The 15,313-nt window shown below is 54.5% G+C and carries 11 protein-coding genes; 7 read left to right on the top strand and 4 right to left on the bottom strand.

Annotated elements, in window-relative coordinates; all coding sequences use genetic code 11:
- Positions 1-60: 60 nt before the first annotated feature.
- The 3 genes from BD749_RS04805 to BD749_RS04795 form a co-directional block, all read right to left on the bottom strand.
- Entirely contained in the window at positions 61-822 is a 762-nt protein-coding gene (locus tag BD749_RS04805) for an alpha/beta hydrolase (protein WP_101443211.1), read from the bottom strand.
- A gap of 65 nt (positions 823-887) precedes the next feature.
- The gene (locus BD749_RS04800) at positions 888-3,665 is read right to left on the bottom strand and encodes a cation-transporting P-type ATPase (RefSeq protein ID WP_101443210.1); all 2,778 of its coding nucleotides are present in this window, start codon (positions 3,663-3,665) and stop codon (positions 888-890) included.
- Between the two features lie 116 nt (positions 3,666-3,781).
- Positions 3,782-4,555, bottom strand: coding sequence for an SDR family NAD(P)-dependent oxidoreductase (locus BD749_RS04795; RefSeq protein WP_245868729.1), 774 nt, complete (start codon positions 4,553-4,555; stop codon positions 3,782-3,784).
- A 298-nt stretch (positions 4,556-4,853) separates the two neighbouring features.
- On the opposite strand from BD749_RS04795, the gene BD749_RS04790 reads away from it, so the two are divergent.
- The 6 genes from BD749_RS04790 (at position 4,854) to BD749_RS04765 (ending at position 13,665) form a co-directional block, all read left to right on the top strand.
- Positions 4,854-5,936 (top strand): efflux RND transporter periplasmic adaptor subunit, encoded by a 1,083-nt coding sequence (locus tag BD749_RS04790; RefSeq protein ID WP_245868727.1) that lies wholly within the window; start codon positions 4,854-4,856, stop codon positions 5,934-5,936.
- Between the two features lie 2 nt (positions 5,937-5,938).
- Positions 5,939-7,198 carry an ABC transporter permease gene (locus BD749_RS04785; RefSeq protein ID WP_101443209.1) on the top strand — a complete coding sequence of 420 codons (1,260 nt, stop codon included), beginning with the start codon at positions 5,939-5,941 and terminating at the stop codon, positions 7,196-7,198.
- A gap of 29 nt (positions 7,199-7,227) precedes the next feature.
- The gene (locus tag BD749_RS04780; RefSeq protein ID WP_101443619.1) at positions 7,228-7,908 is read left to right on the top strand and encodes an ABC transporter ATP-binding protein; all 681 of its coding nucleotides are present in this window, start codon (positions 7,228-7,230) and stop codon (positions 7,906-7,908) included.
- Positions 7,909-8,055: 147 nt separating this feature from the next.
- Positions 8,056-9,255, top strand: coding sequence for an anhydro-N-acetylmuramic acid kinase (locus BD749_RS04775; protein ID WP_101443208.1), 1,200 nt, complete (start codon positions 8,056-8,058; stop codon positions 9,253-9,255).
- Between the two features lie 53 nt (positions 9,256-9,308).
- The gene (locus BD749_RS04770; RefSeq protein ID WP_101443207.1) at positions 9,309-12,320 is read left to right on the top strand and encodes a SusC/RagA family TonB-linked outer membrane protein; all 3,012 of its coding nucleotides are present in this window, start codon (positions 9,309-9,311) and stop codon (positions 12,318-12,320) included.
- 28 nt (positions 12,321-12,348) lie between these two features.
- Positions 12,349-13,665 (top strand): RagB/SusD family nutrient uptake outer membrane protein, encoded by a 1,317-nt coding sequence (locus BD749_RS04765; protein WP_101443206.1) that lies wholly within the window; start codon positions 12,349-12,351, stop codon positions 13,663-13,665.
- A gap of 95 nt (positions 13,666-13,760) precedes the next feature.
- Here BD749_RS04765 and BD749_RS04760 read toward each other — a convergent pair whose 3' ends face one another.
- A complete protein-coding gene (locus tag BD749_RS04760) occupies positions 13,761-14,288 on the bottom strand; it encodes a hypothetical protein (protein WP_101443205.1) in 528 nt (175 codons plus the stop codon).
- A gap of 214 nt (positions 14,289-14,502) precedes the next feature.
- Here BD749_RS04760 and BD749_RS04755 point away from each other — a divergent pair, with 214 nt between their 5' ends.
- The gene (locus BD749_RS04755; RefSeq protein WP_101443204.1) at positions 14,503-15,261 is read left to right on the top strand and encodes a hypothetical protein; all 759 of its coding nucleotides are present in this window, start codon (positions 14,503-14,505) and stop codon (positions 15,259-15,261) included.
- Positions 15,262-15,313 lie beyond the last annotated feature (52 nt).

The following is a 15,313-nucleotide window of genomic DNA, read 5'->3' as shown; positions in this document are numbered from 1 at the left end:
CTGCTGTAACGCCTGACTTAGGTATAGCATTGCATTACGATCCCCTGTCCAGGTATACGCTCATTGCGCCGCAGAAGGAAAGTTGTTGAGCACCCGTGCCAGCTCGCGCCGGTAGGCGGGGTTTTCGTTCATCCCGTTGTGTCCCTGTCCTTTGAGCAGTATTACCCGATCGCCTGGCTTCAGGTGCAGCTTCAGCTTGCCGGATGAGCCCGGGTAAATGATCTCGTCCTGCTCCCCGTGAAAAATTACGATGGGCGATTTGGTCTGCGCCACATAGGTATACGTCTCGAACTTGTAGCGAAGCAAAAAGCCCGGCACAAAAGGATACAGGCTTTGCATCAGGTCCGAGAGGCTGTAATAAGGAGCCTGCAATAAAAGCAGGCCGGGGGTGTGCAGGGCTGCAAGCCGCGCTGCTGCGGCCGTGCCAATAGAGTAACCCGCCACCACGAGCTGCTGACCGCTATACCTGCTCGCCAGTTCCAGATAGGCTGCCTCGGCATCGGCGTAAAACTGCTTCTCGCTGCTGATCTCTCCCTGGCTTTTGCCGTAACCGCGGTAGTCGAGCACAAACACATCGTAGCCCAGTGCGGTATAGGCCTGGTGCACCCAACCCCAGCTGGCCACCGAGCCTGCGTTGCCGTGCAGGTAAAACACCAGCCCTTTCGATTGGTCGGCCCGAAAAAGCAAGCCATGCAGCAGCACACCATCCGGCGCAGGTATGGTTATTTCCTCAGCCTCCCGGTCGAAACGGAAGGTATAGTCTGCCGGCAGTTTTTCCGGAAAGAAAATCAGGTTCTCCTGCTGAAATGAAAGTAATCCCATCAACCCAAGGTAGACGCTACAAACTAAAACGATCACTCCGAGCACCCCCTTCACCCAGGTATAGCTTATGCCAGTTGTTCACGCTTTGGGGCGGCCTTTCGTTTCTGGGCAGCCAGCCGGAAGCGTATCTGTTTTTCAATGGACACAATGGTGAACACAAGGGCGCCCGCACCGATAATGCGCAGCAGTTGCATCCCATCCAGCGGACTGGAACCGAAGAGCATGTTCATGAACGGCGTGTATATGAAAAGCGCCTGGACCAGGAACATGGCACCGATGCCGTAATACACCCACGGGTTGGTGAACCAGCCAATCTGACCGATCGGCCGCACCAGCGAGCGGCAGTTGAGCAGATAGAAGGACTCTACCACCACAAACACCGTCGTAACCACCGTCTGAGCTTCGGCCAGTGTCGCCCCCTGGTCTAGTTCATATAAGAACAGCCCGTAGGAGGAAATAAGCATCAGGAAGCCGACAAGCAGGGTGCGCATGATGAGCTTTGTGGTGAGCAGCGGCTGGTCGGTAGGGCGAGGAGGCCGGTCCATGATGCCGGGCTCTTTGGGTTCGAATACCAACATAAGCCCCAGTAGCACCGAGGTGGTCATGTTAACCCAAAGCAGTTGCACGGGCTGCATCGGCAGCTGCGAGTTGAGCACCACAGCCAGCAGCAGGATCAGCGACTCACCCAAATTAGTAGGCAGTGTCCAGACGATGAATTTCGTCAGGTTGTCGAACACACCGCGACCTTCTTCCACGGCGCCCTCTATAGAAGAGAAATTATCGTCGGTGAGCACCATGTCGGAGGCGTCTTTGGCCACGTCGGTGCCGGTAATGCCCATGGCAATGCCGATGTTGGCCTGTTTCAGCGCCGGGCCGTCGTTTACGCCGTCTCCCGTCATGGCCACTACCCGGTCACGCGACTGCAGGGCTTTTACCAGCCTTAGTTTCTGCTCAGGTGCCACACGGGCAAAAACAGCGGTTTTCTCCACAATGTCAGGCAGCTCCTGGTCTCCGATCTGCTGTAGTTGCTTACCCGTTACGGCGACCAATTGCCCATTTTTCTGATTTCCCTTCAAGCCTATCTGGCTCGCGATGGCGGCGGCAGTCACGGCATGGTCTCCGGTGATCATTTTCACATCTATACCTGCGCGCTGGCACAGAGCAACGGCTTCCATGGCCTCTTTGCGCGGCGGGTCTATCATGCCCTGCAAACCCAGAAACACCAGGTCCGAACTGGTGTGTTCGTGGTCTACACGCGACTGCCCGTTGCCTGCCTGCAGCATGGCGAAAGCCAGGACGCGCAGGCCTTCGCTGGCCATTTGCTCCACCTGCGTTTCTATGGATTGCTTGTCCAGATCGCCTTGTTCGCCGCTCGGCAACAGGGCCTGGCTACAGCGCTCGAGCATGGCCTCTACCGAGCCTTTGAGGTATATAACGGGGTTTTCGCCGCCGTGCAGGGTAGCCATGTACTGGTACTCCGACTCGAAGGGGATGGCGTCCTGGCGGGGTTGCTGGTCTTCGAGCTCCCGTCTCTCAAAACCTGCCTTTCGGGCGGCTACTTCCAGTGCTCCCTCCGTTGGGTCACCTTCTATCAGCCACTGGCCGTCTGTTTCTTTCACTGTGCTGTCGTTGCAAAGCAAGCCGGCCTTCAGGCATTGTTCCAGCGCCTGGTTACTGCTCAGTTCAGCGGTTTTTTCATCCTGTTGTATCTCGCCATCGGGGCGGTAGCCCAGCCCGGTTACGGTATACTTCTCGCCGCCAGCCATGATCTGCTGCACCGTCATTTGGTTTTGTGTGAGCGTACCGGTTTTGTCGGAGCAGATCACATTGGTGCTGCCCAGTGTTTCCACGGCTACCAGCTTGCGGATGATCGCGCGGCGCTTGGCCATTTTAGACACACCCAGCGCCAGCATAATGGTAACGGCCACCGGCAAACCCTCCGGTATAGCGCCCACTGCCAGGGCCACGGCCAGCATAAAGGTATCGGCAGGATCGGCTCCGCGCAGGTACTCCACCAAAAAGACAGCTGCCGAAAGCCCCAGAATAACCCACAGCAACAAACGGCTGAACTCTTTTATCTTGATAGTGAGCGGCGTGTCCAGGTTTTGGGCGCTCGAAATGGATTCCTGTATCTTGCCTACCTCGGTTTTGTCGCCGGTTTCCACGACCAGTCCGGTTGCCTGCCCATAGGTCACGACCGTGGAGGCAAAGCCCATCGAAAAGCGGTCGCCCAGCACATCGTCGGCTGCCACGGCTTCGGTATGCTTCTCTACCGCCACCGACTCGCCCGTCAGGGCCGATTCATCCACTTTCAGGTCGCGGGCCTGCACCAACCTCACATCTGCCGGAAACTTGTCGCCTGATTGCAGCAGCACGATATCGCCGGGCACCAACTCCGAGGCATCAATCTGTTTTTTGCTTCCGTCGCGCAGCACAGTGGCTTTGGCCGACATGCTTTTGGAGAGGGCATCGATCGCTGCCAGCGCCTTCGACTCCTGTATGAAGCCGATGACGGAGTTGATCAGCACAACGCCGAAAATAACGCTGGAGTCGATGTATTCGCCCAGCAGCAGCGTAACGATTGTGGCCAGGAGCAGGATGTAGATAAGCGGTTGGTGAAACTGCAGCAGAAAAAGCACGAGTGCACTCTGCTGCTTTTTCTGTGTCATGATGTTGCGGCCGTACTGCTCCTGGCGCCGGGTGACTTCCTCTTGTGTCAGGCCTTGTTTCGGATCGACCTGCAACAGGTCAAGCGCCTCCCGGGGAGCCAAGCTATGCCAGTCCCGGGCATTGTTTGATGATAGGGTAGTTATGGCAGGTCTTTTCTCTTCTGTTACACTCATGTTCGCTTGAGGTCTATACCTGTGCCGGCGAAAGCCGGCACAGGACGTTATAATTCCAATACAAGGTGAGTATCTGAATTATGTAGCAGGAGGTATTCTGTAAGTAGTACGAGCGTTTACTGTGACAGGTAGGCCCCATCGGCAGCGTAGTAGGCGCCCGATACGAAAGAAGCCTTGTTGGAACTGAGCCAGATGACCAACTCTGCTATTTCTTCCGGTGCCCCAAGGCGGCCGATCGGGTGCTTGGATGTCAGGAACTGCAGCGTTTCCTCGCCCATGCCGGACAGCAAAGGGGTTTTGATGAAGGCCGGCCCAATCGCGTTGATGCGTATACCTTTGGAAGCGTATTCAAGTCCACCATTTTTGGTCAGGCCCACCACACCGTGCTTGGCGGCCACATAAGCGGCTGAGTTGGCAAAGCCCACCTGCCCGAGGATGGAGGAGTTGTTGACAATGGCACCGCCGCCCTGCTGCAGCATCTGCCGTATCTGGAAGTGCATGCAGTAGAACACGCTGTTCAGGTTAATGCTGATCACCTTATCCCAGCCCTCGATGCTCATGTCGCCGATCGTATTGGATTCTCCGCCTATACCTGCGTTGTTGAAGGCAACATCCAGCCGGCCGAATTTCTCGACGGCCTGCTGCACCATGCGCTCACAGTCTGCCGGCTTGGAGACATCGGCCGCTACAAAAATAGCCTGGCTGCCCAGTTGCTCAATTTCCCGCACGACCTGCATGCCGGACTCCTCGTGAATGTCGGACACCACTACTTTAGCCCCTTCGCGGGCGTACAGCAGCGCTGCCGACCTGCCGATGCCCGATGAGCCACCTGTTACCAGTGCCACCTTACCATCGAACAGTTTTGTCTGATCATTTGTCATTGCGTTCATAATTTTATTTGTCTAAGTTGAAGATTTACATTCCAACAAATTTCGAAAGAGCGACACACTCTTCTGATGACCTGCGTCATTTCCAAAAGAAGCACTTGTCAGTAAGGGTGCTTCGTACATCATAGCTTACTTTAAATAATGAAATCATGTTTTGAATGTAGTACATTTGAAGCGCAGCACCTTTCCGCCCCGGCTTACGGCAGGTATAGCTGGTGTTTACAAAATCGGGCAGGCATACGTAAGAATGGATCGAGTGAAAGTGCTGCTGCTGCATAGTGTCTTTTACGTTTGAGGTATCATGTCAATAAAACACTATTTACAACTGCTTTTGCTGCTGGTCTTTTTCACCTCCTGTGGAGACGGCCAGGAAACCACACAGCCAACCGTGGAGAACATCTCGGAAGCCGTGTATGCCTCGGGCGTGGTGAAGAGCCGCAATCAGTACCAGGTATACCCGGTCGTAAGCGGCATCATCGAGGAAATACTGGTGACCGAGGGCGACACCGTGCAGCGGGGCGAAACGCTGGTCCGGATCAATAATGAGGCGGCCCGGCTGAACACAGAGAACGCCCGCCTGGCCGCTGAATATGCCCGCGTTGGTGCCAATGCCGAGAAGTTGGCCGAACTGCGCGAATCGATTGACCTGGCCCGCAGCCGCATGCAAAACGACTCGCTGCTGCTGGTGCGGCAGCGCAACCTGTGGGCCAACCAGATCGGTACGCGGGTGGAACTGGAGCAGCGCGAACTGGCCTTCAAAAACTCACAGACTTCCTACCGCTCTGCCCGGCTGCGCTACAACGACCTCAAAAAGCAACTCGATTTTGCCGCCCGCCAGTCTCAGAAAAACCTGCATATAAGCGAAACCATGCGCGACGACTATACCGTGAAGAGCGAGACCAACGGCAAGGTATACAGTGTGCTGCGCGAGAAAGGTGAGCTGGTGAGTCCGCAGGTGCCGATTGCGGTACTGGGCGACGCCGATAAATTTGTGCTGGAGCTGCAGGTGGACGAATACGACATCGCCCGCGTGAAGCCCGGCCAGCAGGTGCTCCTCAACCTCGACAGTTACAAAGGGCAGGTGTTTGAGGGGCGCATCACCAAGATCAACCCGGCCATGAACGAGCGCACACGCTCCTTTACCGTGGACGCGGAGTTTGTGACCAAACCAGAGGCAATATACCCCAACCTGACCACCGAAGCCAATATCATCATCCGTGCTAAAAAAGATGCCCTGACCATACCCCGTGAATACCTGGTAGACGGTGGGTTTGTGCTGAATGAGAAGAAAGAGCGCGTGCCGGTAAAGACCGGGCTGAAAGATTACCAGAAAGTGGAGATCGTGGATGGCCTGTCAAAAGATGATGTGATCGTGAAACCCTAGCGATGAATTTTAAACTCATATTCAGCATTGCGAAATCCATGCTGCTGGCGCGCTGGCGGCAGACGCTGGTGGCTGCCGTAGGAGTCACCTTCAGCATCGCCATGTTCATCACGCTGCTCGGGTTCATGAACGGCCTCAACGACCTGCTCGATGGCCTCATCCTAAACCGGACCCCGCACGTGCGGCTCTACAACGAGATCAAGCCCAGCGAAAACCAGCCGGTGAATGTGGCGGAGCAGTACAAAAACTCCTATAACTTCATCAGCTCGGTGAAAGCCGGCATCACCCGGCAGGAGATTTACAACAGCGGCCCTATTCTGCAGGCAGTGAAGGCCGATGAGCGGGTTTTGGGTGCCACCCCCAAGCTCCTGGCGCAGGTTTTTTTCAACGAAGGCACCATCGACATTACCGGCATGATCAACGGGGTGGACGTAGAGGAGGAAAGCCGCCTGTTCAATTTCCAGGACTACGTGACGGCGGGCAATCCCATCGACGCCAAAAACGTGGCCAACAGCATCATTCTGGGCAAGGGCCTGGCTGACATACTGGTGGCCGACATTGGCGATGTGGTGCAGGTGACGACGGCGCAGGGTGAGCGCTTCTCGCTGAAGGTGGTCGGCTACTTCCAGTCAGGCATACAGGAGATTGACAAGGTGCAGAGCTACGCCTCTATTGCAACCACCCAGAAACTGCTCGGCAAACCGGCCAACTACATGACCGATATCCAGGTGAAGCTTTATGACCTGGAGCAGGCCCCGGCCGTTGCCCGCGAGTATGCGCAGCTTTTTCAGGTAGATGCCGAGGACATTCAGACCGCCAATGCCCAGTTTGAGACCGGAAGCAACGTGCGCTCCCTCATTTCCTACGCTGTAGGCATCACGCTGCTGATCGTGGCGGGCTTCGGTATCTTCAACATCCTCAACATGATGATCTATGAAAAGATGGACTCGATTGCCATTTTAAAAGCAACTGGTTTTTCGGGTCGTGATGTGAACCTGGTGTTCCTGGTCATTGCGATGAGCATCGGCTTTTTCGGGGGTGTGCTGGGGCTGCTGTTCGGCTTCCTGTTCTCCCTTGTCATCGACAGCATTCCGTTTAACACGGCCGCCTTGCCTACCATCACCACATATCCGGTGAATTACGATCCGATGTATTATTTCATTGGTGGCGCCTTTTCGCTGATCACCACGTACTTTGCCGGTTTCTTTCCGGCCCGCAAGGCCAGCAGGGTAGATCCGGTCGAGATCATCAGAGGCAAATAGGTATAGGTATGGCAGGTAAAACAGAGAATATGCAGGACGTAATACTCGAGGCGAGAGGCATCGACAAGGAGTTTCATGACCCCGTGACGGTGCAGGTGCTACGCGACATTACGTTTAAGGTGAACAAGGGCGAATTTGTGTCCGTGATCGGTAAGTCGGGCTGCGGCAAGTCCACGCTACTCTACATCCTCTCCACCATGGACACCGACTATACCGGCGAACTGTACATTGACCGGGAATTGATGTCCGGTCGCCCGGATGCAGAGCTAGCCCGCATCCGCAACGAGAAGATCGGCTTCGTGTTCCAGTTCCATTACCTGCTCAACGAGTTCACGGTGCTGCGCAACGTCATGCTGCCCGGCCTGAAGCTGGGCAGGTATAGCGAGCAGGAAATAGAGCACCGCGCCATGGAGCGGCTCAAGATGCTGGGGATAGACCACCTGGCCATGCAGTCGGCTTACCGCGTATCGGGCGGGGAGAAGCAGCGGGTCGCTATTGCCCGGGCCCTTATCAACGATCCGCACATCATCATGGGCGATGAGCCCACCGGCAACCTCGACAAGCGCAACAGCGACATCGTGTTCAATATTTTCAAGGAGCTCACCGAAGTGCATAACCAGACCCTGCTGATTGTAACCCACGACACAGAGTTTGCCGAAAATTCACACCGTATCATTGAGATGGAAGATGGACGGATCATCAGGCAGTAGATAACAGCCTTGCCCTTACCCTCCTTTTTGCAAGTTTCTGCGCGATTATGCTGAAATTAGCCGGAATCCCTATTATCTAAGCTTTGTGTATTTCGTATGAAGAACCATTGGTTCTTTAGCATTTTGCACTCTTAAATTAAATTTATTATGAATAAAATGCTAAGGCGGCTTTTCGAGGCCGCAAAGAAAGAGAAAAGAACCATCATCGGTCTGATGTCAGGCACCTCACTCGATGGGCTGGATATTGCCCTGTGCGAGTTTGAAGGACATGGAACACAAACCCGCATGAAACTCCGTGAATTTGTAACGATGCCGTATGACGATACTTTTAAGCAAGAAGTAAAGGCCATTTTTTCTAAGAGAGAAGTTGACCTGGAGCGCGTTTGCGTACTCAACGCCTACATTGGTCGCTTCCACGCCGACCTGATCAACAAAAGCCTGCAGGGGTGGGGCATTAAGCCTTCGGAAGTTGATGTGATCGCCAGCCATGGCCAGACCATTTACCACGCACCGGCGTCGCTGCATGGCATAGCAGACATGCCAGATGCCACGCTGCAGATCGGCGACGGCGACCACATCGCCATGGGAACCGGCATCATCACACTCAGCGACTTCCGGCAGAAGCATGTGGCAGCAGGAGGCGAGGGCGCCCCACTGGCCGTGTACGGCGACTACCTGCTCTTCTCGAAACAAGACCAGAACCGGATCATGCTCAACATCGGTGGCATTGCCAATTTCACGTTTTTGCCCGGCGACCTGGACACGAGTCGTATTTTTTCTACCGATGTAGGGCCTGGCAATACGTTGATGGATGCTTATGTGCAGCAGCATTTCCCCGGCACCTATTACGATGCAGACTCCGCCATTGCGCTGAAAGGCAGGTATAGCCAGGCCCTGGTAGCGGCGCTGCTCTACCATCCGTTCTTTGAGCAGGGCTTCCCTAAAACAACCGGGCCTGAACTCTTTAACCTCTCATACCTGGCCGAAGCGCAGCGCAAGTCTGATACCGAGCACTTGTCTCCGGAGGATGTGATGGCGAGTCTGAACCGGTTTTCGGCCGTTGCCATTTCCCAGGCCCTGACACGCTCGGTAGAACAGGCTGATTTCGAGATTTTTCTGAGCGGAGGGGGAATGCACAATCCGCTTTTGATTCAAAACATAAAAGAGCTTTTGCCGGGCGCAACCGTGCGGAACACAGCCGAGTTGGGCGTGTCACCGGATGCCAAGGAGGCCGTGTTGTTTGCCACCCTGGCCAACGAGTGCCTGGTAGGAGAACCCATTCACTTCGGGCCCGGCAAACGGCGGGTACCCTCCGTCCTGATGGGCAAGATCAGCTTACCGGAATAACTACTGAACACCATATATTCATCACATAATCAACAGTATAAAAAAGAGGCACTATGAGAAAAGTTTACTTATTTGGGAGGGCCTCCGGTAAGGCCATCCTGCTATGTTTCCTACTGTTGGCGGCTGCTTGTCAGCTGGCCATCGCACAGGGGGCACGCTACGCCATTACGGGCACCGTAACCGATGCCCGTACCAAGTCGCCGCTGCCGGGTGTGGTGGTGAAGTTCCAGAACCACAACATTGCAACGGCCACCGATGCAAACGGGCAGTATAACCTTTCTGCATCGTTGCCGCCAGGCAATTACCAACTCACCTTTTCATTCATAGGTTTCAAACCGCAGAGCCTGCCTGTCACCCTTGGCGATCAGCAGAGTGTGCAGGTCAATGCGCAGATTCAGGAGGATATCGTGGGCCTGGATGAAGTGATCGTAACAGGTACCTCAGTGGCAACGAGCAAAAAACAGCTCGGCAATGCCATCTCTACCGTCTCTGCTGCCTCTCTTGAAAACAGCGTGGCTACGTCCGTGGACCAGGCGCTGGCCGGTAAAGTTGCCGGTGCTCAGATCAGCCAGAACTCCGGAAACCCGGCCGGTGGTATCTCGGTGAGATTGCGCGGAACCAGTACGGTGGTAGGTTCGGGGGACCCGCTCTACATTGTGGATGGGGTGATCATCAACAACGGTTCCCCGGAACTGATCGACCTGGGAGGCTATGCGCAGAACAGACTCGTGGACATTAACCCAAACGACATCGAGCGCATCGAGATCATCAAAGGAGCTGCCGCGGCTGCCATTTACGGGTCCCGGGCCAGCAACGGGGTGGTGCAGATCTTTACCAAGCGTGGGGTGGAGGGTGCTCCTAAAGTGGCCGTATCTACACAATTCAGAGTAAGTGAGGTGCGCAAAACACTCGACTACAACCAATACCCTTTCCGCTTTGTTAACAACATTGCCTCAGACCTCACGCAAGAGCCGGTTACGCGCTACGATTACCAGGATAAGATTTTCCGGACAGCTATTGGTACAGAGAACAACGTTTCCGTTTCGGGAGGCAGCGCGAATACGCAGTACTACATGAGCGGCAACTTCCTCAGTAACCAGGGCATTATCGACAACACGACCTTTAAGCGGGGAGGCGCCCGCCTGCGCATAGACCAGACACTGAAAAACTGGATATCGGTTTCGCTGGGAGCCAACTACGTGCTCAGCACCAGCGAAGAGATTCCGAACGGCGGCTTGAGCGAAGCGTACGGTGCCCTGACCGGCTTTATCTTCAGCAATAACTTCATCAATCCGGAGCCGGTCAACGGTGTATACCCTTCCACTGCACCAACGGCCATCCTGCGCCGTACCAATCCACTCGAGGCCATCAACCGCTTTGATTTCGGGCAGCGCACCAGCCGCTTTATCGGAGACTTTCAGGTAAACCTGACGCCCCTCAACGGCTTGAACATCAGCTATGTGCTTGGTTTCGATAATTCTACGCAGATCGCGACGGGCTTCATCCCGGTCCGAAACACAACGCCATCGTACGACGCGGGCTATTCCCGCCGCGCCGACCGTACCTCTTATCTGCTCAACAATGACCTGAATGCCTCTTACCGCACCTTTCTGACCGACTGGCTGGAGTCAACGACAGGTATAGGCGGCACGATCCAGACCGAGAAATACTATTCGACAGGTATAACCGGCACGCAGCTGGGACCAATTGCTCAGGTTAGCTCCAGTGGTGCCACAGTGGTGTCGAGTGACGGACGCGCCGATATCAACATCATGGGCTTTTTTGCACAGCAGACCTTTGGCATCGGCGACCGCTTCTTTTTGACGGGTGCCGGTCGCTACGACGTGTCGTCTGTGTTCGGCGAGGACAACAGGTGGCAATTTTATCCAAAACTAAGCGCCAGTTACCTGATCTCCAATGAGAGTTTCTGGCAAGGCTTCCGCGATGTTATTCCTATCTTTAAGCTACGCGCCTCCTACGGGCAGGCCGGCAACCTCACCGCCATCGGCGCCTACGATAGGTATACCAATTACAATCCGGTTTCCTTGCCTGGCCTGCCCGGCGTGATTCCATCCACATTGCTAGGTAACCCAGGCATCAAGCCGGAGCGGCAGGTAGAGACAGAGTTTGGCGCCGACATGAGCTTTCTGGATGGAAGGTTAGGCCTCGAGTTTTCTGTTTACAAGAAAGATGTGGAAGACCTGCTGCTGTTTATCGGGCTGACGCCTTCTTCTGGTTTCCTGAACCAGTACGCTAACATTGGTACCATGACCAACAAGGGTTTTGAGCTGATGTTAACCGGTGCCCCTGTGCAAACAGAGAAAGTGAGCTGGACTTCCACACTCATCTATTCCCGCAACAAAAACGAAGTGAATAACATACCGGGTGGCGTACTGCCATTCCCGGGTGGTTTTGGTCAGGTGGCTGCCGTAGACGGCTATCCGCTGGGTGCTTTCTACAGCACTTACTTCGCCCGAAACTCCGATGGCTCGCTCTTGCTTACTCCTGCCGGGCTGCCACAACCGGAACGTGCAGGGCGTAACCCTGAAAACGGGCAACCCAGTGGCGCCACCGTGCCAAAAGTAATTGGCGATCCGAACCCCGACTGGACCGGCTCATGGGTAAACGACGTTTCTGTGGGAAACAGGCTGTCGTTCCGTACGCAGTTCGATGCTGTTTATGGATTTGATGTGTTCAACTTCACCCGTCGCGTAGGCGAACGAGACTTGTACGGCGGCCTGGCCGGCTACGAGCCAGAATTGAGGGGGGAAGTGCCGAAAGGAACCTCAGCAGCACTGTTCGGTATATTCGAGAATTACATAGAGGATGGTTCTTTTATAAAGTTGCGGGAGGTGTCGGTGGCCTACGACTTCAAACCGGCCTTTTTGGGAGGCAACAACGTGCGCCTGAGTCTGGCCGGTCGTAACCTGTTCTCGATCGACGACTACAGTGGCTATGACCCTGAAGTGAACGCTGCCGGCCAGACCAATGCCGTGCGGGGCTTCGATTTTGTGGAGGTACCGATCCCGAGAACATATGCGCTGGGTCTCAACTTTACCTTTTAATCCTTCTCCAACCTAACGATCAAACATTATGAAAAATATAAGTTCTTATTTAAAAGTAGGTTTGCTCTCGGGCTGCCTGCTGCTGGCCAGTGGGTGCGAGCTGGATATACCTAACCCTAACGCCGCCAGCGATGCGGAGGTACTGAACTCACGCGAGGGCATTATTGCCTTGAGTGTGGGAATGCGCCAGTTTTACTCCACCTCCGGTCTAGAGGCTGCGCTGCTATACCCTGGCGTAACAGGGCGTGAGATGAAAGGCGTGGCTACTTTCACGAACGTGCTCGAGCTGGAAGCCGGCGGTACAGCACTCCCTACCTTTAACGGAAACGTGCTCGGTTTGTGGTCGCGCATGCAGCGGGTCATGGCCATGAGCGAGCAGATACTGGAGAATGCCCCCAAAATCCCAACCCTGACCGGGGGCACGCTAAGCGGGGTGATGGCGCATGCCCATTTGTTCAATGCCATGGCACTGGTTAACCTGATCAACGCCTTTGAGCAGGCAAACCTTAGAACGGGAGCCAACGAGCGGGTAACTTTCAGCTCCAGAACAGAGGTGCTAGCTGCCGCCATTGCGCACCTGAACGAGGGCATCGCCCTGATCGAGGCCACACCGGTGTCGCCGGAGTTTACATCACAGGTAACCGGCACTGCTTTCGACCTGCGTAATACGCTGTATGCTTACAATGCCCGGTATAACCTGTATGCCGGCAATTACGAGGCGGCCATCACCAATGCCGACAAAGTGGATCTAACCAAACGTTCCGAGTTTGTTTACAGCACGTTGAGCCCGAATCCGATCTATAACACGATATTCATCCTGGCCTATTTCAGGCCGCGCGATAAATTTGGCTTGCCCGATGCCTTGTTTGAAGCGGGTGATGGGCGATACGGTTTTTACATGACTGACCCGAGTGCCGATGTGTTAGGGGACCGGGTAAAGACATTGGCAGGCTTTTTCAATACCCAGACCTCGAGCATACCGGTATACCTGCCAGACGAGATGAAACTGATCAAAGCGGAAGCGCTGCTCCGAAGCAATGGCTCTTTGGAGGAGGCGCTGGCGCTGATAAACCAGGTACGGACACAAACTTCGGGCGACCCATTTGGCGTACATGCCGGTTTGCCTGCTTATAGCGGACCTGTGACAAGGGAGGCTTTGTTACTGGAGGTATACAAGCAGCGCTCCGCTGAGCTATACCTGAGCGGGCAGAAGTGGGAAGATAGTCGCCGTTTCGGTCGTCCGGGCCCACCTGATAACCTGGGTGAGCGTAACCGCAATTTCTACCCATACCCGGATCAGGAGCGGCGCAATAACCCAAACACACCGAACGATCCGGCTATCTAAGGGCGGTTGCCATACCTGTTCCTAAAGAAAAAAACCTCTATCGCTGCAGCACAAAGGTGCTCAGCCGGTAGAGGTTTTTCTATGATGCGGATTGCTTATGCAGGGAGGTTACGTTCCTGGATCAGTTCTTCTTCAATGGCAGGACTCAGCACCAGCACCAGATGTTCTACAAAGGCGGCGTTTTCAAGTGGCTTGTCGCTCATCAAAGCGATCAACCCAACCGGGTCGCCCTCTTCGTCCACGAAAATACTGCCTAAATAGCTCTCAATGTTCAACTCCTGCAGCTCGAGGTCAAGGGGGAAGTGGTCCTGCACATTATTAGGATAGTAACAGAAGCGCTGGGTAAGAACAGAATCGCAGGGGGTAAACTCCAGGGGGTAAGTGATGCTGGGTAAAGCTTTGCCGTTTTTCAGAAATACATTCGTTATAACATGCCGGCCATCGTCACTCAGCTTGCCAATCACCAGGTACTGAATATGTCCGTGCGTCGCAATAAATTCAGCCGCCTGCTGCAAAAAAGCCTTGCTGCGCGGCTGTGAGGTAAGCGAGATGGCAGATTCCAGTATGCGATGCTCGTCCTCGCGGAGTGCGTAATTCCAATGATGTACGAATCTGTATTCCATCGCACAAAAGTAAAAAGATGATTCTCTACAAATTTACACATTTTATTCGTATGAATGCAAGCATGTAAATATCAATTTATGAAGTACTTATGGTGTTGTTTGAATAAGGCGGTATGATTTATATGTCCAATTATTTCATTTACCGGTGTTCATCCTTTAAATACTATCTTTGTGCTTTCGTAGAATCCCACAATTCAAAACACCCGGTAAAGGTATGGCAAAATTTTACAGCATCAGGTTCTGCAGCATTGTGTGCTTTTTTTGTGTCACAATGCTGTTTGCGGGCCAGGCAGTGGCACAGGTTAATTACAAGGGAGGCTCCAATGTGCAGTTGCTGTATGGGCGTGCCCTTAACCAATCCGGACAGCTGGCCACCATCACGGTAGAGCATTTTGGTGACCTGGGCGCTTTTGAGCAGTTTGGTTTTGCAGACCTTTACAACGATGCCAGTCTGGCTGCCCCGAACCTATACCTGGAGTGGTACCCGAAGCTTAGCCTGAGCCGTGCAACCGGGAGCGAAGTAAGCCTGGGGCCGATCAGTGATGTGCTCGTTGGGGGTGGTATCAACGTGCTGTTTGGCGGGGAAGAGGATTTTTTTGTGTACACTGCCGGACCAGCGTTTAAGTTCCGCCTGCCCGGGCAAGGCTTGCTGCAACTCGAGACTTACTATTACAAACAGCAGGGCGGCGGATACAGTGGTACTTACCAGATCACCCCGAGTTGGGATGTGCCTCTACCTGTTTCGGAGCGGCTCCGCTTCCGCTTCCGTGGCTTCATGGATTTCATCGGCGATCGCGGGCCCGGCACCACCCAATACCTCACCCAGCCGCAATTGCACGTGGACCTGGGTAACTTCTGGGATAAACCCGGCAAGGTATACGTGGGTTCGGAGTGGCGCTACTGGCACAATGTGGTCGGTATACCCGGGCTGAACGAGTCGATCCTGCAGGCCAATGTTCTGTTTTCGTTGTAGCGGCAATACCTGGGGCACTGCTATACCTGTTCAACTACGCTATACCTGCCAA

The organism is Pontibacter ramchanderi, from assembly GCF_002846395.1.
GTDB classification, from domain to species: domain Bacteria; phylum Bacteroidota; class Bacteroidia; order Cytophagales; family Hymenobacteraceae; genus Pontibacter; species Pontibacter ramchanderi.
Note: the sequence above shows the minus strand (reverse complement) of the source record. Positions and strands in the feature narration are given on the sequence as shown.

Coding starts and splice junctions, on each gene's coding strand:
- BD749_RS04785 (WP_101443209.1), top strand. CDS start 5,939: ATGAATTTTAAACTCATATTCAGCATTGCGAAATCCATGCTGCTGGCG.
- BD749_RS04760 (WP_101443205.1), bottom strand. CDS start 14,288: ATGGAATACAGATTCGTACATCATTGGAATTACGCACTCCGCGAGGAC.
- BD749_RS04790 (WP_245868727.1), top strand. CDS start 4,854: ATGTCAATAAAACACTATTTACAACTGCTTTTGCTGCTGGTCTTTTTC.
- BD749_RS04805 (WP_101443211.1), bottom strand. CDS start 822: ATGGGATTACTTTCATTTCAGCAGGAGAACCTGATTTTCTTTCCGGAA.
- BD749_RS04780 (WP_101443619.1), top strand. CDS start 7,228: ATGCAGGACGTAATACTCGAGGCGAGAGGCATCGACAAGGAGTTTCAT.
- BD749_RS04765 (WP_101443206.1), top strand. CDS start 12,349: ATGAAAAATATAAGTTCTTATTTAAAAGTAGGTTTGCTCTCGGGCTGC.
- BD749_RS04775 (WP_101443208.1), top strand. CDS start 8,056: ATGAATAAAATGCTAAGGCGGCTTTTCGAGGCCGCAAAGAAAGAGAAA.
- BD749_RS04800 (WP_101443210.1), bottom strand. CDS start 3,665: ATGAGTGTAACAGAAGAGAAAAGACCTGCCATAACTACCCTATCATCA.
- BD749_RS04770 (WP_101443207.1), top strand. CDS start 9,309: ATGAGAAAAGTTTACTTATTTGGGAGGGCCTCCGGTAAGGCCATCCTG.
- BD749_RS04795 (WP_245868729.1), bottom strand. CDS start 4,555: ATGAACGCAATGACAAATGATCAGACAAAACTGTTCGATGGTAAGGTG.
- BD749_RS04755 (WP_101443204.1), top strand. CDS start 14,503: ATGGCAAAATTTTACAGCATCAGGTTCTGCAGCATTGTGTGCTTTTTT.